This window comes from Kitasatospora sp. GAS204B (assembly GCF_029892155.1).
Taxonomy (GTDB): domain Bacteria; phylum Actinomycetota; class Actinomycetes; order Streptomycetales; family Streptomycetaceae; genus Kitasatospora.
The window spans coordinates 74038-99848 of the sequence record NZ_JARZAG010000015.1; the positions used below are offsets into that span (position 1 = coordinate 74038).

A 25811-nucleotide genomic window follows, 5' to 3' on the forward strand; every position below is an offset into this window, starting at 1 on the left:
GTCAGTCCTCCAGGACCAGGGTCTCGCCCTCGGCCGCGCGGGAGACGCACGGCAGCAGGGCGCCGCTCGCGCGCTCCTCGGCGGTGAGCCGGCGGTCACGGTGTTCGGGGGTGCCGGCCAGCAGCTGGACCCGGCAGGTGCCGCAGAAGCCCTGGTGGCAGGAGTACGGCAGGTCGGGCCTCGCCTCTCGCAGCACGTCGAGCGCGGAACGGTCGGCGGGGACGGGCAGCCGCGGTCCTTCCTGGCCGAGCTGGAGGGTGAACGGGCGGCCGTCCAGGATCGGGGCGGCGCCGAACCGCTCGTAGTGCAGGGCGGCGGCGGGTGAGGCCTCGAAGGCGGCTTGCACGGCGGCCAGCATGGGGGTCGGGCCGCAGCAGTAGACGGCGGTGCCGGGGCGGGCCGCGGCCAGCAGCTCGGCGCCGGTCGGCAGGCCCTCGGCGTCCTCGGTGCGAAAGCTCACCCGGTCGGGTGCCAGCGCGCGCAGTTCCTCGGTGAAGGGCATCGAGGCGGCGCTGCGGCCGGCGTGCACCAGGTGCCAGTCCAGGCCGCGCCGCTGGGCCTCGCGGGCCATCGGCAGCAGCGGGGTGATGCCGATCCCGCCGGCCACCAGCAGCAGCCGCGGCTCGCCACAGAAGGCGAAGCCGTTGCGCGGCCGACGGACCGTCAGGCGGGCGCCGAGGTGCAGTTCCTCGTGGATCTCGCGGGAGCCGCCGCCACCGTCGGCGATCCGGCGCACGGCGATCCGGTAGGTGGTGCGGTCGGCCGGGTCGCCACAGAGCGAGTAGTGGCGCTCGCGTCCCGAGGGCAGGATCAGCCGCAGGTGGGCGCCGGGCTGCCAGGACGGCAGGCGGTCGCCGGACGGGTCGGCCAGCCGCAGCTCGACCACCTCCTCGGCGACCGCCCGGTGTCCGGTGATCACCAGGGACAGCGGTGCCCGCGCCCGAGGCGCCGGCAGCCGCGGGTTGCGGCGCAGCAGCGGGCGGCCCATCGCCGGGGTGTAGAGGTCGCTGAAGGTGGTGACGGCGCGCATGAAGCGGTCCGGCTGCGGGCGGCCGTAGAGGTCCGGCGGCGGGTTGTCCACGTCCAGCTGGGTGGTGCGGCCGAAGACGGCGGTGGGTGCGGGCGCGGTCTCGCGCGAGGGCGTGCTCGGCTTCTTCGGGATCTTCTTCATCGGGTGCCCGTTCATCGGTCGGCTGCCTGGCGGCGTCAGCGGGCGGCGGCGCGGGCGGCCGGCGAGCTGGCGAGGTAGCTCAGCGCCTGCGCGCTGGAGCCCTCCTGGGTCGGGTGGTAGCCGCGCCTGAGGTAGCGCAGGCCCGAGCGCAGCGACGCCATCGGCTCCGGCAGCAGCCCGCGCCGGGAGATGTCCAGGGCCTTGCGCCAGGTCGGCACGATCCGGCCGTCCAGCGTCGGGTCGGCGGCCAGCAGGAACCGCACCCCGCGCACCCACAGGTGCACCAGCAGCGGCCCGGAGACCGCCATGCCGCGCACCCGCCGCAGGTAGCCCGGGTCCAGGTGGGTCATCAGGTCGAACGCCACGCTGCGGTGCTCGACCTCCTCCGCGCCGTGCCAGCGCAGCAGGTCCAGCATCGTCGGGTCGGCCTCGGCGCGGTCCAGGCCGGGCGAGTTGAGCGCCCAGTTGCCGAGGAAGGCGGTGAAGTGCTCGATCGCGGCGACGAAGGCCACCCGCTCGATGATGTTCTCCCGGCGCTGCCGGGGGCCGAGCTTCGGCTTCTCCCCCAGCACCCGCTGGAAGAGCCAGGCGATCTGCCGCACGTACGGGCGCGGGTCGAGCCCCTGGGCGAGCAGGTGGTCGAGCACCTCCTGGTGGGCCTCGGCGTGGATGGACTCCTGGCCGATGAAGCCGAGCACCTCCTCGCGCAGCTGCTCGTCGGTGATCAGCGGCAGCGCGTCCTTGAACACCTTGATGAACCAGCGCTCACCCTCGGGCAGCAGCAGGTGCAGCACGTTGATCGTGTGGGTGGCGAGCGGCTCGTCCGGGATCCAGTGCAGCGGCAGCCCGCTCCAGTCGAACGTGACGTCGCGCGGCTCCAACACGAGGTCGGCGTGCACCTCGGGGGCGGTTCTGGGCATGGGAGGACCCTCCTGACCTGCGGGGGTGGCGTCAGGACCTCAAACTACTGGCGGGTATCGCGGGCCACAAGGGTTTCGACCGTTTCTATCGACATCGAGTCTAATAAGCCGATCAAGGCCGGCCCTGGACCCGGACCCCGGAGGGGGCGGACACGCGGCGGGGCGGGCGACGCCCCGCGCCGTCACCCGCCCCTGCCGCGCACCCGCCCGACGGCTCAGCCCTGGGTGACCCCGCTGTGCTTGGCGCGCAGCCGCCACGGCATCCAGGCCGACTCCAACTGCGTGCTCAGCGACATCTTGGAGGTCCCGGCGACGCGCTGCCCGAAGCGGATCGGCACCTCGGCGATCCGCACCCCGGCGCGCGAGGCGAGGTACTTCATCTCCACCTGGAACGAGAAGCCGTTGGACTCGATCCGCTCCAGGCCGACGGCCGCCAGCGCGTCCCTGGACCAGAGGTTGAACCCGGCGGTCACGTCAGCGGCGGGCACCCCGAGGATCGTCTTGACGTAGAAGTTCGCCCACTGGGAGAGCAGCCGGCGGTGCAGACCCCAGGCCTCGTCCAGCGAGCCGCCGGTCGTGTAGCGCGAGCCGATGACCAGTCCGGCACCCCGCTCCGCGGCCTCGATCATGGGCGCCAGCGCCGTGGGCGGGTGCGAGAAGTCGGCGTCCATCTGGACCACCAGGTCGGCGCCGTCCTCGATCGCCTTGCCCATGCCGGCCCGGTAGGCCCGGCCGAGGCCGTCCTTGGTCGTCCGGTGCAGCACGTCGACCACGCCGGGGTGGGTGGCGGCGAGCTTGTCGGCCACCTCGCCGGTGCCGTCCGGGCTCCCGTCATCGACCACCAGGACACCGAGGCCCGGGACGTCCTGGCCGAGTATCTCCTGGACGATGCGCGGGAGATTCTCGACCTCGTTGTAGGTCGGGATCACCACGACGGTCTTGAGGGTCAAGGAACGCTCCGTTCAACGGGAAGGCAGTGGTCACGCGGTCGACTCCCAGGCGGTGCACCGCGCCGGCTAACTCACATATTCGCAAAGGCACATGAGAGCCGATCATGCCACCCCGGCCTCCCGGGCCCCGCGCCGCGGGCACCGCCGAACGGCCTCGGCTCCGCTCGCGGGCCCTCCGATCGCCACCTACCGTGAACGAGCCGGTACCCTCCGGCAGCGGAAGGAGAGAACAGTGATCACAGCGCGTGACATCATGCACCGCGGGGCCCAGTGCGTCGACGCCAGTCAGACGCTGATGGCGGCGGCCAAGATGATGCGGGACAAGGGCGTGGGCGCCCTCCCGATCTGCGGGCCGGACAAGAAGCTCAAGGGCATCATCACGGACCGCGACATCGTCACCCGATGTATCGCCGAGGGCAAGGACCCGTCGACCATGACGGCGATGGACCTGGGCGGCCACCTGCACTGCGTGCGCGCCGACGACGACATGGCGACGGTGCTCAAGAAGATGGAGCAGCACCAGATCCGCCGCATGCCGGTGATCGAGGACGGGATGCTGGTCGGCATGATCACCGAGAAGGACCTGGCCGACGCCCACAAGACGTCCAAGGGACTGACCGACAAGCAGATCATCGAGTTCATGGACAGCATGTTCGTCACGCACTGACGCGCTGTCACACGGCGGTCGTCGCACGGGTGCGGGCCGGGTCCGGAGTTCCGGACCCGGCCCGCACCCGTGTCGCTGCCCGACCCAGGTCGCCTCAGGCCGCCTCAGGCCGCTCTACACCGCCATCGCGAGCATCAACGGGGCGGCCCGCTCGGCCAGCAGCTCCGCGGCAGCGCGCAGCCGGTGGGCGTTGTCGACCGGGAGCGACATCGCCAGGCAGCCCACCGTGCTGCCCGCGGTGACCGGGACGGCGGCGCAGACCGTGCCCAACGCGTACTCCTGGAGGTCCAGCATCGGGACGGTGGCGGGCTGCCGCTCCAGACGCTGCATCAGCTGGTCGGCGTCGGTGATGGTGCGCGAGGTGAGCCGGGCGATCGGATGCCGGGCCAGGTGGTCCAGGCGGCCGTCGTGGTCGAGCTGGCTGAGCAGGCACTTGCCGATCGCGCTGGCGTGGGCGGTGGCCTTGAAGTCGACCCACTCGTGGACGGCGGGCGCGTGCGCGGCCTCGGCCACCGCCTCCACCCGCAGCTCGCCGTCGTGGTAGCGGCTGAAGTAGACGGCGGCGCCCAGCTCGTCGCGCAGCTCGGTGAGCTTGTGCTGCAGCCGGATCCGGATCAGCTGCTCGCGGTTGTACTGGCCGAGCATCGCGAAGGTGCCGCCCAGCACCCAACCGCCGTCGCTCGGCTGCAGGTAGCCCTCGGCGCAGAGCACGCCGACCAGTTCGCGCACCACCGGCTCGGGCAGCGCGGTCTCCCGGACCAGGTCGGGCAGCCCCGCGCCGTAGGGGTGGCGGTCGGCGGCCTCCAGCACCCGCAGGGCTCGCCGCAGCGAGGTGTGCGGGCCGGACTCGCCCTGGTCCAGCATGATCTGATGACCTTGTCCGTGTGCCGGCATGGCCTCCCCTTCCGCCGTCCCCGGGTATCCTCCCCCAGCCTATCCACCGAGCCGTCGTCGTACCCGACGGTCGGGCGAGAATCCCGCAGGTGACGGCTATTGGCCGAATGGCATATGCCAGACGGTCGACCGGGGCGTGAAACAGGCGATGGGCCCCTCCCCCACTGCCCGGGGGGAGGGGCCCATCTGAGGGTGTGTCAGTCAGCCTCTGGTCCTACGCGTCCTGACGGAACCTGAGGGTGGTTCAGCCCTCGTCGCCGGCACGGAGCTTGGCGACGGCCGCCTCCAGGCGGGAGCCGTACTCCTCGTCGGCGGCGTGGAAGTGCGCCAGGTTCTTCTCGATGACGTCCTCACGGCTGACCTGGGCCAGGAAGCCGGCCAGGTTGTCGATCAGGCGGCTCTTCTCGCCCTCGGACATCACCCGGTAGAGCTCGCCGGCCTGGAAGAAGTCGTCGTCCTTGGTGTGCGCCGGGGTGGTGTAGCTCCCGGTGTAGCCGTTCAGGGCGACCGGTGCGGCCAGCGCCCGGTCGGTCTGCGCCGGGCCGTCGTACGAGTTGGGCTCGTAGTTCTTGCCGCGGCCGGCCTTGTTGACGGCCGAGAAGCCGTCCCGGCCGTAGTTGTTCGCCTCGGTCGCCTTGGGGGCGTTGACGGCGAGCAGGGTGTGGTTGACGCCGAGGCGGTAGCGCTGGGCGTCGGCGTAGGCGAACAGGCGGCCCTGGAGCATCTTGTCGGGCGAGGGGCCGATGCCGGGCACGAAGTTGTTCGGCGAGAAGGCGGCCTGCTCGACCTCGGCGAAGACGTTCTCCGGGTTCTTGTTCAGGACCAGGCGGCCGACCTTGACCAGCGGGTAGTCGGCGTGCGGCCAGACCTTGGTGAGGTCGAACGGGTTGAAGCGGTACTCGGCCGCCTCGGCCACCGGCATCAGCTGGACGTAGAGGGTCCAGGACGGGAAGACGCCGCGCTCGATCGCCTGGTGCAGGTCGCGCTGGTGGCTGTCGGCATCGCCGCCCACCAGCTCGGCGGCCTGGGAGCCGTCCAGCGAGCGGACGCCCTGGTTCGTCTTGAAGTGGTACTTGACCCAGAAGGCCTCGCCCGACTCGCTGACCCACTGGTAGGTGTGCGAGCCGTAGCCGTTCATGTGGCGGTAGGAGGCGGGGATGCCACGGTCGCCGAAGAGCCAGGTGATCTGGTGGGTGGCCTCGGGGGCGTGCGCCCAGAAGTCCCAGACGTTGTCGGCCTCGGTGATGCCGGTGAACGGGTCGCGCTTCTGCGAGTGGATGAAGTCGGGGAACTTCAGCGGGTCCTTGATGAAGAAGACCGGGGTGTTGTTGCCGACCAGGTCGTAGTTGCCCTCGGCGGTGTAGAACTTCAGCGCGAAGCCGCGCGGGTCGCGGACCGCGTCGTTGGCGCCCAGGTTGCCGGCCACGGTGGAGAAGCGCAGGAAGACCTCGGTGCGCTTGCCGATCTCGGAGAGGAAGTCGGCGCGGGTGTACTGGGAGACCTCGTCGGTCACCTCGAAGTAGCCGTAGGCGCCGGAGCCGCGGGCGTGCACCACGCGCTCCGGGATGCGCTCGCGGTTGAACCGGGCGAGCTTCTCGATCAGCTGCTGGTCCTGGATGAGCAGCGGGCCGTACTCGCCGGCCGAGGCCGAGTTCTGGTTGTCGGCGATCGGGGCGCCGGACTCGGTGGTCAGGTTCTTGGGCATGGGGGTCCTTCAGGTACGAGAGTTGCTGGTCTGCAGACCTTGCAAAGCCACCGGAACGCGCTTGGCAGAGTCTGCAAAAGCCAAGAGAGGGAAGGTCAGACGCCCAGCAGGCGCCAGATCGCGGCGGCCCGCCGCGAGGTCTCGGTGCCGTCAGGGCCGTCGCTCGGCTGCAGCGCCGACACGGCCGTGGTCAGCTCCGCGGCGTCGGCCAGCGGGCGGACGGCGGTCAGCGTCCACGCCTCGGCCTCGGCCAGCCCGGCCTCGGTCAGCGCCTGCGCGGCCTCGGCGGCCGGCAGCGCGTTGAACCAGCGCAGCGCCAGGGCGCCGCGGCCGGCCTCGGTGAGCTTGCCGGTCAGCCGCAGCCGGGCCAGGCCGCCGTCCGGGTAGACGTTGATCCGCACATGGGTCACCGGACGGGCGGCGGACGACGCGCCCAGCCGCAGCCGGTGCCGGGTGTCCGGCTGCAGCCGGGTCCGCGGCAGCAGCTCGAACCAGCCCGCGGCGTCGGTCCGCGGGTCACCGCCGTTCGAGGCGTCGTAGCCCATCAGGTCGGCCCAGCCGGGAGCGTTGGCGACGAAGTGGGTGGTGTCCACCTCGACGGCAAGGACCTCGCCGCCCCCGGCCAGGGCGATCTGCACCCAGTCGTTGGCCTTGTCGCGCCGACGCCGGGTCTCCCAGCCCTCGCCCATGACGGAGGCGCGGCCGGGAGCGTTCAGGTTGTGCGGGGAGGAGAAGTACCGGTCCGAGGCCGCCTCGGCCACGCCGCCGTACTCCTGGGCGGCCAGGTCGAAGGTGAGCCCGTCCAGGTCGCGCGGGTCCGGCAGCACCTCGCCGTGCACCCGCAGCCGGGCCACGCCACCGTCCGGCCAGATGTTCAGCCGCACGTGGGTGTACCGGGTCGGGTCCTCGACCGCGAACTCGTGCGCGGTGTCGCCGCGCAGCGCGGTGCGCGCCACCAGGTCGGTCCACTCGGCCGCGGCCAGTTCCTCGACCGAGGGGATCCCGGGTATCGAGGCGGCCTGCACCGAGGCGGTCTCCGGGTAGTTGCCGGTGAAGTGCGCGGTGTCCACGATCACGCCGTGGATCCGGCCCGCGACGCCGAGCCGGACGATCGCCCAGTCGTGGTCCTCGTCGGTCGGGTGCGGCTGCTCGGCGCTGACGCCGCGGCGGCGCTTGCTCTCCCAGCCGTCCATGATCTGGCCCTTGTGGCCGAAGGTGTGGGCCCGGAACTCGGCGGGCTTGGCGACCAGCAGGTTCTCCGCGTCCGCGAAGGTGTCCTCGTTGGTGGCCACCACACCGGCGCCCAGCAGGCGGGAGGCCAGGTTGACCAGCTCGGTGAAAGGAGCGGCCGGGGTCTGACTGTCACTCATGTCGTCGTCGCTCCTCAGCGAGATCAGGGGTCAGCGGGTGCGCAGGAGCTGGCGGCCGAAGGGCTCGGCGTGCACGTCCACCACCCGGCCGCGCAGCCAGGTGGTGCGGACGGAGCCGGTCAGCGTCTTGCCGGCGTACGGGGTGACGGGGTTGCGGTGGTGCAGCCCGGCCGGATCGACCGAGAAGTCGGCATCCGGGTCGAAGGCGACCAGGTCGGCGTCGTGCCCGACGGCGATCGCGCCCTTGGTGCCGTCCAGGCCGACCAGCGAGGCCGGGCCACTGGACATCCAGCGCACCAGGTCGCCCAGCGTGTGGCCGCGCTTGCGGGCCTCGGTCCAGATCGCCGGCAGGCCCAGCTGCAGCGAGGCGATGCCGCCCCAGGCCTTGGCGAAGTCGCCGCTGCCGCCGTACTTCTGAAGCTGCTTCAGGTCGGGCGTGGAGGGCGAGTGGTCGGAGACGATGCCGATGAACTCGCCGCGGGCGAGCGCCGCCCAGAGCTGGTCGCGGTTGGACTCGTCACGGATCGGCGGGCAGCACTTGAAGGCGGTGTCGCCGTCCGGCACCTCTTCGGCGGCCAGCGTCAGGTAGTGCGGGCAGGTCTCCGCGGTGACCTGGACGCCGTCGGCGCGGGCCTGGGCCAGCAGCGGCAGCACCGCCGCCGAGGAGACGTGCAGGATGTGGACCCGGGCGCCGGTGCGCCGCGCGGTGTCCAGCAGCCGGGCGACGGCCGTCGTCTCGGCGTCGTCGGGGCGGGAGGCGAGGAAGTCGCGGTAGTGCGTGCCGGGTACCTGCGGGGCCGCGTCCAGCACCGCCGGGTCCTCGGCGTGGATGATCGCCAGCGCCCCGATCCGGGCCTGCTCGGCGAGCACGGCCGTCAGGTCGGCGGGCCCGACGTGCGGGAACTCGTCCACGCCGGACGGGGCCAGGAAGCTCTTGAAGCCGAACACGCCGGCCTGGTGCAGCGGTTCCAGGTCGCCGGTGTTGCCCGGTATCGCCCCGCCCCAGAAGCCGAGGTCGACCCAGGCCTGACCCTCGGCGGTGCGCCGCTTGGCCGCCAGCCCGGCCACCGTGGTGGTCGGCGGTATCGAGTTGAGCGGCATGTCGATGATCGTGGTGACGCCGCCGGCCGCGGCGGCCCGGGTGGCGGTGGCGAAGCCCTCCCACTCGGTCCGGCCCGGCTCGTTGACGTGCACGTGGGTGTCGACCAGGCCGGGCAGCAGCGCGATCTCGCCGAGGTCGGTGAGTCGTGCGTCGCCTGCCGGGACCGAACCGTGAGCGGCGATCCGCGCGATCCGACCGTCCTGGACCAGCACGTCGGCCGGGCGCTCACCGTCGGGGAGGACCACGCGACGGGAGCGGATCACCGCGGTCGACTGCTGCATCAAGACCTCCGGACTCAACTGCTGCGGTGGGAGTGGCTCGGAGCCTAGGCCCGCCTTCAACAAAACGTCAATGTAGGAAAATACGATGAACGCTTGGGGACTTAACGACGCGGGGACTTCATGCCGGACCGCGCGTTCCTACCGACCCACGAGCAGGTCCCTGGCCAGCGTCTCCCCCGCCAGCTCGGCCAGCTCCGCCGCCTTGGTGATGCTGTCCCCCGGCTGCTCGGCCAGCTCGACCAGCGCGTACGCGGCCGCGAAGCCGGCCCCGCGCCACTCGTCCTCGGCCAGCTCGAGTCGACCGGCCACAGCGGCCACCGGAACCCCCGCCCCGGTGGCCGCCGCGGCTACTCCGGCGGGGGCCTTGCCATGGAGCGTCTGCGCGTCCAGGCATCCCTCGCCGGTCACGACCAGGCGTGCCCCACGCACGGCCTCGTCGAAGCCCAGCAGTTCGAGCAGCAGCTCGATGCCGGGCCGCATGGTGGCGCCGAGCAGGGCCAGGGCGGCGAAGCCGACCCCGCCTGCGGCCCCGGCGCCGGGGGCGTCACGGAAGTCTGTTCCGGTGCTCTCGCGCACCACGTCGGCCCAGCGGGTCAGGCCCGCCTCCAGCACCACCAGGTCCTCGCCCTCGGCCCCCTTCTGGGGACCGTAGACGGCGGTGGCACCACGGGCGCCGAGCAGCGGATTGTCCACGTCGCAGGCGACCACGACCTCCACCCCGCGCAGCGTGTCGGCCAGCGCGCCCGGATCCAGGCGGTGCAGCCGGCGCAGGGCCGCACCGCCTGGCGGGAGCTCGGTGCCCTGGGCGTCGAACAGGCCGACGCCCAGCGCCTGGACCATGCCCGCGCCACCGTCGGTGCAGGCGCTGCCGCCCAGGCCCAGCACGATCCGCTTGGCGCCCAGCTGGACCGCCCGGCCGATCAGCTGACCGACCCCGAAGGAGCCGGCCGCGAGCGGCGCGGTGCGTCCGCCGGGCAGCCGGGCCAGGCCCGAGGCCTGGGCGAGCTCGACCACGGCGAGATCGCCCTTGACGGCGATCGCGGCGTCCACCGGCAGACCGGTCGGACCTGCCACCTTCGCCGGGATCCGGACGAAGCCGGCCGCGAGGGCCGCGGCCAGGGTGCCCTCGCCGCCGTCGGCGACCGGCAGTTCGCGGACCTCGACGCCGGGGACCACCCGGCGGATGCCGGCGGCCAGCCGGGCGGCGACCTCGGCGCCCTCCAGGGTGCCCTTGAACTTGTCGGGAGCTACGACCACATGGCCCTGAGTGGGGGTGGCGGGCATGGTGCTGGCCTCACTTCCGGGATGAGCTGATGGTCTTTCAATCATGCGGACTCACACCCGCCGAAGCGGGGTGCGACCCCCTCCCCGCCGTTCCTCCCGTCCCGCTTCCGACGTACGGGAGGCTCCCCTCGGCGAGGGAGGGGGCCGGGCGGCGCGTCGCGCACGACCGAAGTGCGCTTGCGCCGCCGGTTGGCACGACCAGCAGGCGAGGGAATATGAGCCCCACGGTCGCCTGCTGGTCGAAAGTGCCCTCCTGGTGACGCGGGCACGACCGGACAGGTACACGCCACCAGGAGGAGTTCAGTGGTAACCCTGCGGGTTACTTGACCTCGCGGCCCGCCAGGCGCTCCACACCGCGCAGCAGCGCCGAGTGGTCCAGCGAGCCGTCACCGTTGGCGCGGGCCGAGGCGACCAGCTGGGCGACGAGCGAGCCGACCGGCAGCGGGGCCTCGACGGCGCGCGCGGCGGCCGTCACGATGCCCATGTCCTTGTGGTGCAGGTCGATCCGGAAGCCCGGGGCGAACTCGCGGTCGACCATGTTGGCCTTCTTGCGGTTCAGCACGGTCGAACCGGCCAGGCCGCCCGCGAGCACGTCCAGCGCGGCCTGCAGGTCGACGCCCGCGTTCTCCAGGAAGACCACGGCCTCGGCCACCACCTGGATGTTCACGGCCACGATCAGCTGGTTGGCCGCCTTCACGGTCTGGCCGGCGCCGGCCGGACCCACGTGGATCACGGTGGTGCCCAGCACGTCGAAGAGCGGCTTGGCCTCGGCGAAGTCCTCGGCCGCGCCACCGACCATGATCGAGAGCACTGCCTCGATCGCGCCGGCCTCGCCGCCGGAGACCGGGGCGTCCAGGGTGCGGACGCCCTTCTCCTTGGCGGCGGCCTCGACCTTGATCGAGGTCTGCGGGGTGATCGAGGACATGTCGATCACCAGGGCGCCGGCCTTCGCGTTCTCCAGCACGCCACCCTCACCGAGGATGACCTGCTCGACGTGCGGGTCCGCCGGGACCATGGTGATGACGACCTCGGCGTCCTTGACGGCCTCGGCGATGCTGCTCGCACCGTGACCGCCGGCCGCGACCACGGCGTCGATCGCGGACTGCTCCAGGTTGAAGCCGGTGACGTGGTGGCCGGCCTTGACCAGGTTGATGGCCATGGGCTTGCCCATGATGCCCAGGCCGATGAAGGCGATCTTGCGGGAGGCGCTCATCGCGTCAAATCCTTTTGTACGAGGGGAGATTGTCCGATGGGTCAGCTGGCGCGCAGCTCGCGCGGCAGCCACCCGAAGCTGTCGGCGCTGACGCCGCCTGCGGGCTTGTACTCCAGGCCGATCGGACCGGTGTAACCGGCGGCGGTCAGCCGGTCCAGCAGCGCGGCGAGGTCGAGGTCGCCGGTGCCGGGCTCGTTGCGGCCCGGGTTGTCGGCGATCTGGACGTGGCCGATCTTGTCCGCGTGGGCGTCGATGACGGCGTTCAGGTCCTCGCCGTTGACCGACAGGTGGTAGAGGTCGCAGAGGAACTTGGCGTTGCCGAGCCCGGTGGCGGCGTTGACCCGGTCGACCACCTCGACGGCGGCCTCGGCGGTGTGCAGCGGGTAGTCGGGCGCGTCGTTCCGGTTCAGCGCCTCGATCAGCAGGATCGCGCCGATGGAGTGCGCGGCCCGGGCGGCCAGGACGAGGTTCTCCAGCGCGAGCGCGTCCTGCTCCTCGGCGGAGACGCCCTCGGTCCGGTTGCCGTAGATCGCGTTCAGCGCACCGGCACCGAGCGACTCGGCCAGCGCGGCGGCGACCGGGACGTTGGTGCGGAAGCGCTCGCGCTCGGCCGGGACCGAGGCGGTGCCCTTGGCGCCCACCGAGAGGTCGTCGAGGAAGTTGAGGCCGGTGAGGCGGACACCCGCGTCGCCGAAGGCCTTGCGCAGCGCGTCCAGCTCGGCCTCGGCGGGGGTCGTCTCGGTGCCGAAGGGCCACCAGAGCTCGGCCGCCGTGAAGCCGGCGGCGGCAGCCGCGGCGGGGCGCTCCAGGAGCGGGAGCTCCGTGAAGAGGATGGACAGGTTGATCGTGGCGCGTCCATTCACAGACGCGTACTCGGAAGCGGCCGTCACGTCCCTCACCTTTCAGTTCACCATCATCACAACTTCCATGATGCGGAAGAGGGATTCTGCTTGGTGGAAGCTTGCCACGAGTACCCGAGGAAGTGTCAAGGGCAATGCAACAGTTTGTTGAATCTCTTTCGCCCGACCGGTGCCACGGGCCACCCGCTCGCTACAGTGACCTGGTGCGATTGATGGTGGAGTTCACGACAGAACCGTTCGAACTGGTCAACTTCCCGGACCACGCGGTCGCGGCCCGGCGGGTGGTCGACGAGGCGGGCCTCGCCGTCTCGGTCGGCCCGTTCGGGACCAGCGCCGAGGGCGACGCCGAGCAGGTGCTCACCGCGGTGACCCGACTGCTGCACGACTCCCTGGACGCCGGCGCCAGCCGGATCTCGTTCCAGGTCAGCGTGGTTCCCGATGCCGAAGCCGGCCCCGAGACCCCCGAAGGAGTGGGTACACCGTGACCGACGCCCTGGAGCACCCGCTCAGCCGAGCGATAAAGCCGCTGCTGGACGCGGTCGGGGCGACCGCCCTCGACCTCGCCGAGGCGAAGCCGGACGACGTGGTCCTCGAGTGGGACGGCGAGGCGGCACTCGCCGTCCGCCTGCCCCACCTGAGCAGTGCGCTCGACCGGCTGCTGGCCGAGATGATCCGCCAGTTCGACGGCCGACCGCTCAGCGAGCTGGACCGGCTGGAGAAGCAGCGGGTCGTCGCCCTGCTGGAGGAGCGCGGCGCCTTCACCGTGCGACACGGTGTGGAAACCGTCGCCTCCGCGCTGGGCGTCAGCCGCTTCACGGTGTACAACTACCTCAACCGTCAGGTGGACGGACCGAAGAGCGGCTGACACCCCGGCCGACCAGGCAATTCTCACCGAGGGACGAGTCCGGCACACTTGGCGGATCGCACACGAAAGCGGTCGGCGAGCACCGGCGGTTCGAAACGTAACCACCAAGGCTTCAACAAAGTGTTGACGGCCGGAGGTGGTGGATCTAGCTTGTGCGGGTGGCACCACTCTTCAGGAGGTCCACCCGTGACCAACCACCCTCACGCGTCAGTTGACGCACCCGGCGCCCTCGGGGCGCTGGCGGCGGCCCCGGCCGCCGAGCTGGAGCGGACTCTGTTGGAGGTCTGCTCCAGCCCCACCTGGGCCGCCGCCGTCGCCGGCAGCCGGCCCTGGTCCGACCGCGACGCCCTGCTGGCCGCCAACGCGGCCGCCATGGCGGACCTCGCGGTCACCGACCTGGACGACGCGATGGCCGGCCACGCCCGGATCGGCAAGCCCAGGACGGGCGACGCCACCTCGGAGCGCGAGCAGGCCGGCATCCACGGAGTGGACCAGGCACTCCTCGATGAACTGCACGAGGCCAATGCCGCCTACGAGGCGAAGTTCGGCCACGTGTTCCTGATCTGCGCCACCGGGCGCACCGCGGCCACCATGCTCGCCGCACTGCGCGAGCGCTTCCCGAACGACGCGGCCACCGAGGCCGAGATCGTCCGCGGCGAGCTGCGCAAGATCAACGACATCCGGCTCAACCGCCTGCTGGACGAGCCGGCCGTCTGACCTACCGACGCACCGTCGGCCGGCTGTCGAACCATCAGCTGACGATCCGTCACTCCTGCCACCAGTAAGGTCACTTCCGCCATGACTGGCATCTCCACCCACGTGCTCGACACCAGCCTCGGCCGCCCGGCCGAGGGTGTGCCGGTCGAGCTCGCACTCAACACCGAGGGTGGCTGGACGGTGCTCGGCACCTCCGCCACGGACTCCGACGGCCGGGCCAAGGACCTGCCGGCCGTGGAGGCGGGCTCGGTCGTCCGGCTCCGCTTCGACACGGCGGCGTACTACGCCGCCAAGTCCAGCGAGACGCCGTTCTTCCCCGAGGTCTCGATCGTCTTCACGGTCGCGCCCGCGCAGCACCACTACCACGTGCCGCTGCTGCTGAACCCCTTCGGATATTCCGTCTACCGCGGAAGCTAGACAGCAAGGAGCCGACGATGGCCCACGTGCTCGGTCAGAACCAGTACGGCAAGGCGGAGAACCGCATCGTCCGGGTCTACCGTGACAGCACCCGTCACGAGATCAAGGACCTGAACGTCTCGGTCGCCCTCCAGGGCGAGTTCGAGGACGTCCACCTCACCGGCTCGAACGCCAACTGCCTGCCCACCGACACCACCAAGAACACCGTCTTCGCCTTCGCCAAGGAGCACGGCATCGAGTCGGCGGAGGCGTTCGGCATCACGCTGGCGCGCCACTTCGTCGACAACACCGAGCGTGGCGTGGTGCACAGCGCCCGGATCCGGATCGAGGAGTACACCTGGAACCGGATCAAGACCCCGGACAACACCTCGCGTTTCATCGGCTCGGAGGAGGTCGGCCACTCCTTCGTCCGCGACGGCGGTGAGACCCGCACCACCGAGATCGTGTACGACGGCGAGACCGTCCAGGTGATCTCCGGTCTCAAGGACCTGGTCGTGATGAACACGACCAACTCCGAGTTCTGGGGCTACATCAAGGACAAGTACACCACCCTCCAGGAGGCGTACGACCGGATCCTTGCCACCCAGGTCACGGCGCGCTGGAAGTACTCCTACAGCGGCCGCGAGGACGAGGCCCAGCCGAACTGGAACCGCTCCTACCAGCACGTGCGCCGCCACATGCTGGAGGCCTTCGCCGAGACCTACTCCTACTCGCTGCAGCAGACCCTGCACGCGATGGGCACCCGGGTGCTGAACAACCGCGCCGAGGTGGACGAGGTCCGCCTGGAGCTGCCGAACAAGCACCACTTCCTGGTCGACCTGTCGCCCTTCGACCTCAAGAACGAGAACGAGGTGTACTACGCCGCCGACCGGATGTACGGCCTGATCGAGGGCACCGTGCACCGCGACGGCGTCACCCCGGTCATCCCGGTCGTCTGACACCTCCCGGCTCACGACCGGCCCCCCACCCGAGGGATTCTCGCTCCGCCGTCCCGCCCTCGGGACCCCGGTACCGCTGACGGCGGTGACACCCTGGCCGGACCGCGCGGCCTGACGGCAGGCCTCCCGCCTCCCCGGCGCGCCGTCGGACCGCGCGGTCCCGCACAACGCCCCCCACTCCACAGGAGTCACCCATGGCAGTCCAGCCCCCGCCCGCCGATCAGCGGATCGTGATCGAGAACGTCGCGATCGCCACGGTCGACGCCGCCGACACCGAGTACGCCCGCGGCCACGTGGTGATCAAGGGCAACGTCATCGAGTCGGTCGGCGACGGCCCCGCGCCGCAGTGGCTGGACAACGTGGTACGCCGGATCAACGGCGAGGGGCACCTGGTCACCCCGGGCCTGGTCAACACCCACCACCACTTCTACCAGTGGATCACCCGCGGCCTGGCCCAGGACAACATCCTGTTCGACTGGCTGGTCGCGCTCTACCCGACCTGGGCCCGGATCGACGACAAGCTGGTGCACGCCGCCACCCTCGGCTCGGCCGCCGCACTGCTCAAGTCCGGCTGCACCACCGCCTCGGACCACCACTACGTGTTCCCGAAGGACGGCGGCGACATCCTGGGCGCCTCGATCGAGGCCGTCCAGTCGCTCGGCATGCGCTTCACCGCGCTGCGCGGCTCGATGGACCGCAGCAAGAAGGACGGCGGCCTGCCGCCGGACCACGCGGTGGAGACCACCGAGGACATCCTGATCGCCTCCGAGGCGGCCGTGGACACCTACCACGACGCCTCGTTCGGCTCGATGCTGCACGTCGCCATCGCGCCCTGCTCGCCGTTCTCGGTCTCCACCGAACTGATGCGCGAGGCCGCCGTGCTGGCCCGCCGCAAGGGCGTTCGGCTGCACACCCACGGCTCCGAGACGGCCGAGGAGGAGCAGTTCTGCAAGGAGCTGTTCGGCATGGGCCCCACCGACTACTTCGAGTCGACCGGCTGGCTGGGCGAGGACGTCTGGATGGCGCACTGCGTCCACATGAACGACTCCGACATCGCCAAGTTCGCCGAGACCGGCACCGGTGTGGCGCACTGCCCCTCCTCCAACGCGCGCCTGGCGGCCGGCATCGCCCGGGTCCCGGACATGCTGAAGGCCGGCGTCCCGGTGGGTCTGGGCGTGGACGGCACCGCCTCCAACGAGTCCGGCGAGCTGGGCACCGAGCTGCGCAACGCGCTGCTGATCAACCGGCTGCACGGCCGCCCCGACGCGCTGACCGCGCGCGGCGCGCTGCGCCTGGGCACCATGGGCGGCGCCCGGGTGCTGGGCCGGCAGCACGAGATCGGCTCGATCGAGGTGGGCAAGCTCGCCGACCTGGCGCTCTGGAAGGTCGACGGGATCATGCACTCCTCGATCGCCGACCCGGTGGCCGCGCTGACGCTGGGCGCGCTGCCGCCGCTGGCCGCGCTCTTCGTCAACGGCAACGCGGTGGTGGAGAAGGGCAACCTGACGACCGCCAACGAGGACCAGATCGCCCTGGCCTGCGCCCGCGCCGCCAAGGAGCTGGCCGCCCGCGGCTGACCGCCACTCAGCAGGCTCCCAGCTAAATCCCCCAGACTCCGGGCCGCCCAGGGACGGTGCGTGACCCGGACTCCGGACGACCGTCAGGTCGGCCGGAACGCAGCCCCGGACCCACGGCGAGGGTCCGGGGCTGTGGCGTACCGTGCGGGACGGCACCGTAGGTTACTGCTACTCAGCCCAGCTGACCGCACACCGCTCCTCGACGGCCGAAAGAGACCATATGACCACCGTGGGGTCGGCGATTCCCGCTGCCCGCCTGCCCGCCGCACTGCGCCACCCGGTGTTCGCCGCCACCCTGCTGGCCGCTGTGCTGCACCTGATCTGGGCCGTCGCCCTGGCCAACGACGCGGGCGATCTGGCCGCCCAGTACGCCTGGACCGAGTTCACCCGCCAGCACCCGGACGCGGCCTACAACCTGTCCTGGTACGGCGGGATGCACACCGCCTCGTACAGCGTGCTGTCGCCCTATCTGATGGGCCTGCTGGGAGTCAGGACCACCGGCATGCTGGTCGGCACCGCCTCCGCGGCGCTGGCCGCCACCCTGCTGACCCGCTCGGGTCTGCGGCGGCCGCTGGCCCCCGCGCTGTGGACGGCGTTCGCCCTCTGGTGTGACGTCGCCTCAGGACGGGTGACTTTCGCGATCGGGGTGGCCTTCGGTCTGGCGGCCACCGTGCTGGCCGTCGACCGCGGCGGCCCGCGGCGGCTGCGCGGCACCTGGCTCTTCGCGCTGGCGGCGCTGGCCACCATGGGCAGTCCGGTGGTCGGTCTCTTCCTGGAAGTGCTGGCCGCCGCGCTCTTCCTGACCGGGCGTCGCCGGGAGAGCTGTCCGCTGGCGGCGGCCCCGGTCCTGGTGGTGGCCGGCACCTCGGTGCTCTTCCCGTTCTACGGGGTGCAGCCCTTCGACTGGTGGGCGGCCGCGCCGGTGGTGGCGGCCGCGCTCGCGGTGGCCCTGCTGGTGCCGGGCGACTGGCTCGCGGTGCGGCGCGGGGCGCTGGTCTACTCGGCCGGGGTGGTGCTGGTCTGGCTGATCCCCTCGCCGGTGGGCAGCAACGTGGAGCGGCTCAGCCTGCTCTTCGCCGGCACCGTGCTGCTCGCGGTGCTGCTGAACGTCCGGCTGGCCCGGCGTCGGTCGCTGCTGGTGGGGGTCGCCTTCATCTCGGTGGCCGCCTGGCTGGCCGGGCGGACGCTGGGCGACCTGCTGGTGACCGTGCCGGTGGCCAGGGCGGCCTCCGACGGCAAGGCGCTGATCAACGAGTTGCACACGGTCGGCGCGGACCGCACCCGGGTGGAGGTGGTCCCGCTCGCCTCGCACTGGGAGGCCAGCGGGGTGGCCCCGTACGTGGACCTGGCCCGTGGCTGGAACCGGCAGACGGACGTCACCCGCAACCCGCTCTTCTACGCCGACAAGCTGGCCCCGAGCGACTACCACGCCTGGCTGCAGCGCTGGGGCGTCGGCTATGTGGCGCTCTCCAGCGACAAGCCGGACGACGCGGCGAAGGAGGAGGCGGCGCTGGTCGCCGCCGGGCAGCCCTGGCTGGACCCGATCTGGCAGCACGGCAGTTGGCGGCTGTACCAGGTCACCGACGCCACCCCGCTGGCCGCGCCGCCCGCCGTGGTGCAGCAGGCCGGCCCCGCGGCGCTGACCGTCCAGGTGCCCAGCGCGGGCTCGGTCCACCTGCTGCTGCCCTGGTCGCCGTGGCTGGGCATCGCGGGCGACCAGGGCGACGCGAACGGCTGCCTGGCCCAGCAGGGCGAGTGGACGGTGCTCTACGCGCCGGCCCCCGGCACCTACCGGATCACCGGGAAGTACTCGTTCGACCGGGGCAACCCGTGCCCGTCGGGCCTGGCCAAGGCGCGCTGAGCCGCACCGAACCACGCACGGCCAGAAGGCCCGTCGACTCCCCCGGGAGGTCGACGGGCCTTCGGCTTTCGCTCGGTCGGACTTTCAGCCAGAGCTTCCAGTCCGACCTTCGATCAGATCCTCGATCAGACCTTGAGCGTCTTGATCGCGGTCGGGGCGTGGCCCGGCTCGGTGGCCAGCTCCTCGAACTCGCTGATGTCGCTGATGTCGGCCGTCTTGCTCATCGCGATGTTGGTGATCCGCTCCAGGATCGCCTCGACCACGACCGGCACCTGGAACTCGGCGGCGAGCTTCTTGGCCTGCTCGAAGGCGGCGCCCAGCTCGTTCGGGTCGGTGACCCGGATCGCCTTGCAGCCCAGGCCCTCGACCACCTTGACGTGGTCGACGCCGTAGACGCCCAACTCCGGGGAGTTGATGTTCTCGAACTCCAGGTTGACCTGGAAGTTGATGTCCAGGCCGATCTGCGCCTGCCGGATCAGGCCCAGGTACGCGTTGTTCACCAGCACGTGCACGTACGGGATCTTGTGCTGGGCGCCGACCGCCAGCTCCTCCAGCATGAACTGGAAGTCGTAGTCGCCGGAGAGCGCGACGACCGGGCTCTCGGGGTCGGCGGTGGCGACACCGAGGGCGGCCGGGATGGTCCAGCCGAGCGGGCCGGCCTGGCCGCAGTTGATCCAGTGGCGCGGCTTGTAGACGTGCAGCATCTGCGCGCCGGCGATCTGGGAGAGGCCGATGGTGGTGACGTAGCGGGTCTCCGGACCGAACGCCTTGTTCATCTCCTCGTAGACGCGCTGCGGCTTCATCGGGATGTTGTCGAAGTGCGTGCGGCGCTGCAGGGTCGCCTTGCGCTCCTGGGTGGCGGCCACCCACTCGCCGCGGTCCGGCAGCTTGCCGGCGGCCTTGAGCTCCTTGGCCACCTCGACGAAGAGCTCCAGCGCGGCCTTGGCGTCGGAGGCGATGCCGAAGTCCGGGGCGAAGATCCGGCCGATCTGGGTGGGCTCGATGTCCACGTGGACGAACTTGCGCTCGCCGCGGTAGACGTCCAGCTTGTAGCCGGTGTGGCGGTTGGCCCAGCGGTTGCCGATGCCCAGGACGAAGTCCGACGCCAGGAAGTTCGCGTTGCCGTAGCGGTGCGAGGTCTGCACGCCGACCATGCCGGCGTTCAGCTCGTGGTCGTCGGCGATGGCGCCCCAGCCCATCAGGGTGGGGATCACCGGGGTGCCGGTCAGCTCGGCGAACTCGACCAGCAGGTCGGCGGCGTCGGCGTTGAGGATGCCGCCACCGGCGACGATCAGCGGCCGCTCGGACTCCAGCAGGAAGCCGATCGCCTTCTCGATCTGGGCGCGGCTGGCGGCCGGCTTGTAGACCGGCAGCGGCTGGTAGGTCTCCGGGTCGAACTCGATCTCGGTCAGCTGGACGTCGATCGGCAGGTCGATCAGGACCGGGCCGGGACGGCCCGAGCGCATCAGGTGGAAGGCCTGCTGGAAGACGCCGGGGACCTGGGCGGCCTCCAGCACGGTGGTCGCGGCCTTGGTGACCGGCTTGGCGATCGAGGCGATGTCGACGGCCTGGAAGTCCTCGGTGTGCAGCTTGGCGACCGGCGCCTGGCCGGTGATGCACAGGATCGGGATCGAGTCGGCGATCGCCGAGTACAGGCCGGTGATCATGTCGGTGCCGGCCGGGCCCGAGGTGCCGATGCAGACACCGATGTTGCCGGCCTTGGTGCGGGTGTAGCCCTCGGCCATGTGCGAGGCACCCTCGACGTGGCGGGCCAGCGTGTGCTTGATCCCGCCGCCGGCCTTCAGCGCGGCGTAGAAGGGGTTGATCGCGGCGCCCGGCACGCCGAACGCGACCTCAACGCCTTCGCGCTTGAGGATCTCCACTGCCGCACGGGCGGCTGTCATTCGTGGCATCGGGGTACTCCTGCGGGTCGGCTCTTATTCCACAATACGGAATATTGCTTTTAGGATGCGAAATAAAAGGTAGGCGGCGGCCCGACGGGGCGTCAAGGGTTCCGAGCACCCATCTTCAACAACTCGTTGAATCCGTGGCTATTGGCGATCCACCCAGCGCAGCCCCCGCGACCAGCCGACTCTTCGGAGCGAACACACCATTCGTATACGCACCCCTGGGGTGTGGTGGGCCCCCGATCCACCCCGAGGCCCGCTGGCAGGCCAACGGCCACCAGCGACCCGGTCATGGTGCCCGGGTCGCTGGTGGCCGTACTGGTGGTCAGGGGGTCAGAAGGTGCGCCCCAGCGTGGCCAGGTAGGCGCGCCAGCCGCCGAACTCGGTGATCTCGCGGTGGACGCCACGCTCCAGCTCGCCGCGGGCCAGCACCATCGAGAAGCAGGCGCTGCCGTCCGCCAGCTTGATCACGCCGAACTCGAGCTCTCGCGGCTCGCCCGGGAGCAGCTCGTCCCGCAGGAGCTCCAGGCTCACCTCGTACAGCTCGCCCTCGATCGCGGTGTCCGCCTTCGGGTCGGGCAGCACGCCCGGGCAGACGTCGCGGATGGAGAAGAAGCGGTGGCCGGGCGCGGTGCGGACCACGCCGAGGAAGGGGGCGTCGGCGACCAGCGGGTGGAACTCGCCGCCGCGCATCGCCTGGCCGTTGAGGAACATCCGGACCATGGGTGGAGCCTTTCTGGAAGGACGTGCATGGTCCACCGGGGCGTGTTCGCTCCGGTGGACCGTACGAAACGGCAGTAAGTGCTCAGCCGAGCAGTGCGTAGCCTGGCAGCGTCAGGAAGTCGACGAAGTCCTCGGCGAGCGAGACCTGCTCGAAGAGGTCGCGCGCCTCGGTCCACCGGCCGGCCGCGTACGCCTCGTCACCCAGCTCGGCCTTGATCACCGCGAGTTCCTCGGCGACCAGGCGGCGGGTCAGCTCGGCGGTGGCCTTCTCCCCGGTGTCGGCGAGCACCACGCCGTTGTGGATCCACTGCCAGATCTGCGAGCGGGAGATCTCGGCGGTGGCCGCGTCCTCCATCATGTTGAAGATGCCGACCGCGCCCAGTCCGCGCAGCCAGGCCTCGCAGTAGCGCAGGCCCACGGCGACCGCGTTCCGCAGACCGGCCTCGGTGCAGGAGCCGCCCGCGCCGGCGATGTCCAGCAGCTGAGCGGCCGTCACCTGCCCGGCGGAGCCGGGGTTCTCCTTCTGGTGGGGCCGCTCGCCGAGCACCGCGTCGAAGCAGGCGCGGGCGACCGGCACCAGGTCGGGGTGGGCGACCCAGGAGCCGTCGAAGCCGCCGGCGGCCTCGCGCTCCTTGTCCGCCCGGACCTTGACCAGCGCGGCCGCGTTGACCTCGGGGTCCTTGCGGCTCGGGATGAAGGCGGCCATCCCGCCGATCGCGTGCGCGCCGCGCCGGTGGCAGGTCTGCACCAGCAGGCCGGCGTAGGCGGCCATGAACGGCGAGGTCATGCCCACGCTGTTGCGGTCGGGCAGGATGAAGCGCTCGCCGGCGTCCCGGAAGTTCTTGACGATCGAGAAGAGGTAGTCCCAGCGGCCCGCGTTCAGCCCGGCTGCGTGGTCGCGCAGCTCGTAGAGGATCTCCTCCATCTCGAAGGCGGCCAGGATCGTCTCGATCAGCACGGTGGCCCGGATGGTGCCGTGCTCGATGCCCAACTGCTCCTGGGCGTAGGTGAAGACGTCGTTCCAGAGGCGCGCCTCCAGGTGGCTCTCGGTCTTCGGGAGGTAGAAGTAGGGCCCGGAGTTGGGGTCCTGCGCTCCCTTGGCGAGCAGCCGCGCGGCATTGTGGAAGAAGTAGAGCCCGAAGTCGAAGAACGCGCCGGCCACCGGCACGCCGTCCACCATCAGGTGGTTCTCGTCCAGGTGCCAGCCGCGCGGGCGGACCACCACGGTGGCGAGTTCGGCGGCGGGCTTGAGCCGGTACTCCTTGCCCTCGGGCGAGGTGAAGTCGATCCGGCCCTCGAAGGCGTCGATCAGGTTGACCTGCCCGGAGACCACCGACTGCCAGGTGGGCGAGGTGGCGTCCTCGAAGTCGGCCAGCCAGACCTTCGCGCCGGAGTTGAGCGCGTTGATCACCATCTTGCGGTCGGTCGGGCCGGTGATCTCCACTCGGCGGTCCTGCAGCGCCCGGGGGGCCGGGGCGACCTGCCAGTCCGCAGCGCGGATCTCGGCGGTCTCGGGCAGGAAGTCGAGGGTCCCGGCCTTGGCGATCTCGGCCCGACGGGTGTGGCGTCGGGCGAGGAGTTCCTGCCGGCGGCTCTCGAAGGTCCGATGGAGGCCCACGACGAACGCGACCGCCTCGGGCGTGAGCACCTCCTCCGCACGGGGGACGCGCGGACCGGCGACAGTGACGACCGGAGCGGCGGAAGTACCGACGGGTCCCTGGTCTGCAGCCATGGGCAGGACACTCCTTGAACGGTAGAACCTGTGTAGGGAGCTCCGGTAGGGGCTTCCCTCATCTGATCTGACCCACCTACTGGCGAGTTCGATTCTGTAAGGTGGACACTAGTTTCCGCGATACAGAATTTCAACGGTTTGTTGAGGTAGATCGCTGGGACTCTACTCCTCCCCCGACAGCAAAGGGAACGCCGGTGGCAAGCACCCCCGCCGCAGCTTCGACCGGATCCGAGCGCGCCGCCGCGGGCGGCGTGCAGTCGGTCGATCGCGCCTTCCAACTCCTGGAAGCACTAGCCGACTCGGGCGGCGTCGCGACCCTCAGCGAGCTGTCCACCACCTCGGGCCTCCCGATGCCGACCATCCACCGATTGGTTCGTACCCTCGCACAGCAGGGCTACGTCCGCCAGGACACCGCGCGGCGCTACACCCTGGGGCCGCGGCTGATCCGGCTCGGCGAGACCGCGGGCCGGCTGCTCGGCAGCTGGGCCCGCCCCTACCTGGCCGAACTGATGGAGGCCACCGGCGAGACCGCGAACCTGGCCGTCCTGGAGGGCGGCGAGGTGGTCTACGTCGGCCAGGTGCAGTCGCGCCGCTCGATGCGGATGTTCACCGAGGTCGGCCGCCGGGTGCAGCCGCACTGCACCGGCGTCGGCAAGGCGCTGCTCGCCCAGCTCACCGAGGACGAGGCCCGCGCCGTGCTCGGCACCCAACCCCTGCCCGCGCACACCGAGTTCACCGTCACCGATCCCGACGCCCTGCTCGCCCAGCTCGTCACCGCCCGGGAGGCCGGCTACGTGGTGGACGACCAGGAGCAGGAGATCGGCGTGCGCTGCATCGCCGTCGCGGTGCCGGGCGCCCCGACGCCGACCGCACTCTCGGTCTCCGGCCCGGAGGCGCGGATCCGGGCCCTGGAGGAGCAGATCGCTTCGACGGCGCTGGTGCCGGTCATGCGGCAGATCGCGCAGCGGCTGGGCGGCGTGCTGGCGCCCTGATCCTTCGCCCGTCATGACCGTGGCCCGGATCCAGGAGCGGATCCGGGCCACGGTCATGACGGCACGCCATCTGACGGTGCGTCAATTGTCAGCGGTACACCCGCACGTAGTCCGCGGCGAAGCTGATCGGCGCGGAGCCGCTCGGGGCCGGGTGGTACTGGCCGGCGCTGATCGACAGGTTGAGGATCAGGTAGGCCGACCAGTTGGCGCCGACGCCGGTGTTGTCGGAGAAGACCTTGACGCCGTTGACGTAGTAGTCGACGGAGTTGGCGCCGTAGTAGGTGCCGATGGTCACCCACTGGCCCGGCTTCACGGCGTTCGCGTCGGTGTAGTACTTCTGCGCGAAGTTGACGTGGTTGGTCAGCTCAAGCAGGTTCGGGTTGTCCGGGTGGTACTCGAAGGAGTCGATCTCGCTGCCGCCGTTCGACCAGGTCCACAGCGCGGGCCAGGCACCGGGCGCGGACGGCATCTGGACCCGGGCCTCGGCGTAGTCACCGGTCTTGACCTTGAAGCCCTGCCCGCTGCCCTCGGTGGTGAGCAGACCGGTGGTCCAGGCCTGCTTGCCGTTCTCCAGGGTGTGGCTGGACGGCTGCGCGGTGAAGGTGGCCACGCCGCCCGCGACCGAGACGCCGGACGGGTCGATCCAGTCGAGCTTGTTGTCGTCCGGGTTGTGGTTGCCGTACTTGTACGAGGTGGTGGAGCTGTCGTTCCACTTCGTGCTGTCGAGCGCGCCGTTGAACTCGTCGGACCAGGTCAGCGACTTGCCGGGGACGGGCGAGCTGCTGGGGGCGGGCGCCGGAGTCGGGGCGGGGGCGGGGGTCGGCGTGGGGGTCGGCGCGGGTGCGGGGGTCGGCGCCGGGGTGCTGCCGCCGCCGGCCGAGACCGTCAGGGTCTGCGACGCCAGGTTGTGCCAGGCACCGGCCTGGTCCTGGTAGAAGCCGAACATGGTGTACGTCCCACCCGCGAAGGTCCGCGCGGCGGTGGTCAGCGACAGCCCGCTCGGGCAGATCTGCTGGTTGCTGAGGTTCCCGGGGAAGTCCAGGTTGTTGCCGGCGGCGTCCCGCACGCCCACGCCCACCGTCTTCGCGGTGAAGCAGGAGCTGGCGTGCAGCGTCAGGGCGGCGGTGGTCGCCGCGCCGGTGGTGGCGGTGGCCGGGGTCAGCCGGTCCTGGGTCACGGTGGGCGCGGCGCTCGTCGACGGGTACCAGCTGAGGGCGTTCGCCTGGCCGACCATCGGGACGGCGAGCAGGCCGAGCGCACCGGCGAGGATGCCGAGGCGCGCAGGGGTGGCGGAAGGGATCACGGAGGTTCCTCTTGCGACGCCTACGAGGTGAGCTGTCGGGTTCGGACCGCAAGATGGCCCGGCCGAGTCGGCGACTGCCGGTCGGCCTCACCCCGAGCCGCACCCTCACCCGGCCTGGCGGTACGCAGGCGAGCGGGGACACGGCAGTACTACCTGGGTCCCCCGCTCCTGCCTGGTGCGGTGCTCTGGTTCCGACCCCGGGCAGGCAGGACTAGGCGTCCCGGGACTGGGCCCGCCGCTGCGTGGCGAGCAGCCTGCAGAGTAGGCAGATGACATGATCATCATCAATGTCACACGAGTCACACCGGCCACCCCGCGCATCGAAAGCGACGCACACCTGGCGCCTGCCCCGCGCGCTAGTT

Annotated in this window: 23 protein-coding genes and 1 riboswitch; of the genes, 9 read left to right on the forward strand and 14 right to left on the reverse strand. The window is 71.2% G+C overall.

The features are described from left to right. Position 1 precedes the first annotated feature (1 nt). The 3 genes from P3T41_RS21150 to P3T41_RS21160 all read right to left on the reverse strand — a co-directional run bounded on the left by P3T41_RS21150 (position 2) and on the right by P3T41_RS21160 (position 3041). Positions 2–1186, reverse strand: coding sequence for a PDR/VanB family oxidoreductase (locus P3T41_RS21150; RefSeq protein ID WP_280691543.1), 1185 nt, complete (start codon positions 1184–1186; stop codon positions 2–4). A gap of 20 nt (positions 1187–1206) precedes the next feature. Continuing rightward, positions 1207–2091 carry a metal-dependent hydrolase gene (locus tag P3T41_RS21155; RefSeq protein ID WP_280691544.1) on the reverse strand — a complete coding sequence of 295 codons (885 nt, stop codon included), beginning with the start codon at positions 2089–2091 and terminating at the stop codon, positions 1207–1209. 215 nt (positions 2092–2306) lie between these two features. Further along, complete coding sequence (locus P3T41_RS21160; protein WP_280691545.1) at positions 2307–3041, reverse strand: polyprenol monophosphomannose synthase; 735 nt, start codon at positions 3039–3041, stop codon at positions 2307–2309. Positions 3042–3273: 232 nt separating this feature from the next. Here P3T41_RS21160 and P3T41_RS21165 point away from each other — a divergent pair, with 232 nt between their 5' ends. Continuing rightward, positions 3274–3708, forward strand: coding sequence for a CBS domain-containing protein (locus tag P3T41_RS21165; RefSeq protein ID WP_280691546.1), 435 nt, complete (start codon positions 3274–3276; stop codon positions 3706–3708). 114 nt (positions 3709–3822) lie between these two features. On the opposite strand, the gene P3T41_RS21170 is transcribed toward P3T41_RS21165, so the two are convergent. From P3T41_RS21170 to P3T41_RS21200, 7 genes are all read right to left on the reverse strand, one after another. Then, positions 3823–4572: an IclR family transcriptional regulator C-terminal domain-containing protein gene (locus tag P3T41_RS21170; RefSeq protein WP_280691647.1), complete on the reverse strand. Its 750-nt coding sequence runs from the start codon at positions 4570–4572 to the stop codon at positions 3823–3825. A gap of 274 nt (positions 4573–4846) precedes the next feature. Next, the gene (locus tag P3T41_RS21175; protein ID WP_280691547.1) at positions 4847–6307 is read right to left on the reverse strand and encodes a catalase; all 1461 of its coding nucleotides are present in this window, start codon (positions 6305–6307) and stop codon (positions 4847–4849) included. A gap of 95 nt (positions 6308–6402) precedes the next feature. After that, entirely contained in the window at positions 6403–7677 is a 1275-nt protein-coding gene (alc, locus tag P3T41_RS21180) for an allantoicase (RefSeq protein ID WP_280691548.1), read from the reverse strand. Positions 7678–7707: 30 nt separating this feature from the next. After that, positions 7708–9060: an allantoinase AllB gene (gene allB / locus P3T41_RS21185; RefSeq protein WP_280691549.1), complete on the reverse strand. Its 1353-nt coding sequence runs from the start codon at positions 9058–9060 to the stop codon at positions 7708–7710. Positions 9061–9198: 138 nt separating this feature from the next. After that, positions 9199–10344: a glycerate kinase gene (locus tag P3T41_RS21190; RefSeq protein ID WP_280691550.1), complete on the reverse strand. Its 1146-nt coding sequence runs from the start codon at positions 10342–10344 to the stop codon at positions 9199–9201. Positions 10345–10663: 319 nt separating this feature from the next. After that, a complete protein-coding gene (locus P3T41_RS21195) occupies positions 10664–11557 on the reverse strand; it encodes a 2-hydroxy-3-oxopropionate reductase (RefSeq protein ID WP_280691551.1) in 894 nt (297 codons plus the stop codon). A gap of 41 nt (positions 11558–11598) precedes the next feature. Further along, positions 11599–12456, reverse strand: a complete 858-nt coding sequence (locus tag P3T41_RS21200; RefSeq protein WP_280691552.1) for a TIM barrel protein — start codon at positions 12454–12456, stop codon at positions 11599–11601. A 173-nt stretch (positions 12457–12629) separates the two neighbouring features. On the opposite strand from P3T41_RS21200, the gene P3T41_RS21205 reads away from it, so the two are divergent. The 7 genes from P3T41_RS21205 (at position 12630) to P3T41_RS21235 (ending at position 18792) form a co-directional block, all read left to right on the forward strand. Continuing rightward, on the forward strand, positions 12630–12902 hold the full coding sequence (locus P3T41_RS21205; RefSeq protein ID WP_280691648.1) for a thiamine-binding protein: 273 nt from the start codon (positions 12630–12632) through the stop codon (positions 12900–12902). Further along, positions 12899–13282 (forward strand): helix-turn-helix domain-containing protein, encoded by a 384-nt coding sequence (locus P3T41_RS21210; protein WP_280691553.1) that lies wholly within the window; start codon positions 12899–12901, stop codon positions 13280–13282. The genes P3T41_RS21205 and P3T41_RS21210 overlap by 4 nt, the downstream gene beginning before the upstream one ends. A gap of 186 nt (positions 13283–13468) precedes the next feature. Beyond that, on the forward strand, positions 13469–13999 hold the full coding sequence (gene uraD / locus P3T41_RS21215) for a 2-oxo-4-hydroxy-4-carboxy-5-ureidoimidazoline decarboxylase (RefSeq protein ID WP_280691554.1): 531 nt from the start codon (positions 13469–13471) through the stop codon (positions 13997–13999). An 81-nt stretch (positions 14000–14080) separates the two neighbouring features. Continuing rightward, positions 14081–14416 carry a hydroxyisourate hydrolase gene (gene uraH / locus P3T41_RS21220; RefSeq protein ID WP_280691555.1) on the forward strand — a complete coding sequence of 112 codons (336 nt, stop codon included), beginning with the start codon at positions 14081–14083 and terminating at the stop codon, positions 14414–14416. Between the two features lie 17 nt (positions 14417–14433). Beyond that, positions 14434–15354 carry a factor-independent urate hydroxylase gene (pucL, locus tag P3T41_RS21225; protein WP_280691556.1) on the forward strand — a complete coding sequence of 307 codons (921 nt, stop codon included), beginning with the start codon at positions 14434–14436 and terminating at the stop codon, positions 15352–15354. 194 nt (positions 15355–15548) lie between these two features. Continuing rightward, the gene (locus P3T41_RS21230; RefSeq protein ID WP_280691557.1) at positions 15549–16931 is read left to right on the forward strand and encodes an 8-oxoguanine deaminase; all 1383 of its coding nucleotides are present in this window, start codon (positions 15549–15551) and stop codon (positions 16929–16931) included. 220 nt (positions 16932–17151) lie between these two features. Further along, entirely contained in the window at positions 17152–18792 is a 1641-nt protein-coding gene (locus P3T41_RS21235) for an MFS transporter (protein WP_280691558.1), read from the forward strand. A 125-nt stretch (positions 18793–18917) separates the two neighbouring features. On the opposite strand, the gene gcl is transcribed toward P3T41_RS21235, so the two are convergent. From gcl to aceB, 3 genes are all read right to left on the reverse strand, one after another. After that, a complete protein-coding gene (gcl, locus tag P3T41_RS21240) occupies positions 18918–20705 on the reverse strand; it encodes a glyoxylate carboligase (protein ID WP_280691559.1) in 1788 nt (595 codons plus the stop codon). A 327-nt stretch (positions 20706–21032) separates the two neighbouring features. Next, positions 21033–21422, reverse strand: coding sequence for a gamma-glutamylcyclotransferase (locus P3T41_RS21245; protein ID WP_280691560.1), 390 nt, complete (start codon positions 21420–21422; stop codon positions 21033–21035). Positions 21423–21504: 82 nt separating this feature from the next. Further along, positions 21505–23154 carry a malate synthase A gene (gene aceB / locus P3T41_RS21250; RefSeq protein WP_280691561.1) on the reverse strand — a complete coding sequence of 550 codons (1650 nt, stop codon included), beginning with the start codon at positions 23152–23154 and terminating at the stop codon, positions 21505–21507. A gap of 194 nt (positions 23155–23348) precedes the next feature. Between aceB and P3T41_RS21255 the strand changes: the two genes are divergently transcribed. Continuing rightward, a complete protein-coding gene (locus tag P3T41_RS21255; RefSeq protein ID WP_280691562.1) occupies positions 23349–24146 on the forward strand; it encodes an IclR family transcriptional regulator in 798 nt (265 codons plus the stop codon). An 88-nt stretch (positions 24147–24234) separates the two neighbouring features. On the opposite strand, the gene P3T41_RS21260 is transcribed toward P3T41_RS21255, so the two are convergent. After that, positions 24235–25449: a glycoside hydrolase family 16 protein gene (locus P3T41_RS21260; protein ID WP_280691563.1), complete on the reverse strand. Its 1215-nt coding sequence runs from the start codon at positions 25447–25449 to the stop codon at positions 24235–24237. Positions 25450–25451: 2 nt separating this feature from the next. After that, a riboswitch (cyclic di-AMP (ydaO/yuaA leader) is annotated at positions 25452–25642 on the reverse strand. Between the last annotated feature and the right edge of the window lie 169 nt (positions 25643–25811).

Bases quoted from the DNA above. Each gene is read 5' to 3' on its own strand.
- uraH (WP_280691555.1), top strand. From the start codon at position 14,081: ATGACTGGCATCTCCACCCACGTGCTCGACACCAGCCTCGGCCGCCCG.
- alc (WP_280691548.1), bottom strand. From the start codon at position 7,677: ATGAGTGACAGTCAGACCCCGGCCGCTCCTTTCACCGAGCTGGTCAAC.
- gcl (WP_280691559.1), bottom strand. From the start codon at position 20,705: ATGCCACGAATGACAGCCGCCCGTGCGGCAGTGGAGATCCTCAAGCGC.
- P3T41_RS21155 (WP_280691544.1), bottom strand. From the start codon at position 2,091: ATGCCCAGAACCGCCCCCGAGGTGCACGCCGACCTCGTGTTGGAGCCG.
- P3T41_RS21235 (WP_280691558.1), top strand. From the start codon at position 17,152: ATGACCACCGTGGGGTCGGCGATTCCCGCTGCCCGCCTGCCCGCCGCA.
- pucL (WP_280691556.1), top strand. From the start codon at position 14,434: ATGGCCCACGTGCTCGGTCAGAACCAGTACGGCAAGGCGGAGAACCGC.
- allB (WP_280691549.1), bottom strand. From the start codon at position 9,060: ATGCAGCAGTCGACCGCGGTGATCCGCTCCCGTCGCGTGGTCCTCCCC.
- P3T41_RS21150 (WP_280691543.1), bottom strand. From the start codon at position 1,186: ATGAACGGGCACCCGATGAAGAAGATCCCGAAGAAGCCGAGCACGCCC.
- P3T41_RS21175 (WP_280691547.1), bottom strand. From the start codon at position 6,307: ATGCCCAAGAACCTGACCACCGAGTCCGGCGCCCCGATCGCCGACAAC.
- P3T41_RS21190 (WP_280691550.1), bottom strand. From the start codon at position 10,344: ATGCCCGCCACCCCCACTCAGGGCCATGTGGTCGTAGCTCCCGACAAG.
- P3T41_RS21230 (WP_280691557.1), top strand. From the start codon at position 15,549: ATGGCAGTCCAGCCCCCGCCCGCCGATCAGCGGATCGTGATCGAGAAC.
- P3T41_RS21170 (WP_280691647.1), bottom strand. From the start codon at position 4,572: ATGCTGGACCAGGGCGAGTCCGGCCCGCACACCTCGCTGCGGCGAGCC.
- P3T41_RS21205 (WP_280691648.1), top strand. From the start codon at position 12,630: ATGGTGGAGTTCACGACAGAACCGTTCGAACTGGTCAACTTCCCGGAC.
- P3T41_RS21245 (WP_280691560.1), bottom strand. From the start codon at position 21,422: ATGGTCCGGATGTTCCTCAACGGCCAGGCGATGCGCGGCGGCGAGTTC.
- P3T41_RS21195 (WP_280691551.1), bottom strand. From the start codon at position 11,557: ATGAGCGCCTCCCGCAAGATCGCCTTCATCGGCCTGGGCATCATGGGC.
- aceB (WP_280691561.1), bottom strand. From the start codon at position 23,154: ATGGCTGCAGACCAGGGACCCGTCGGTACTTCCGCCGCTCCGGTCGTC.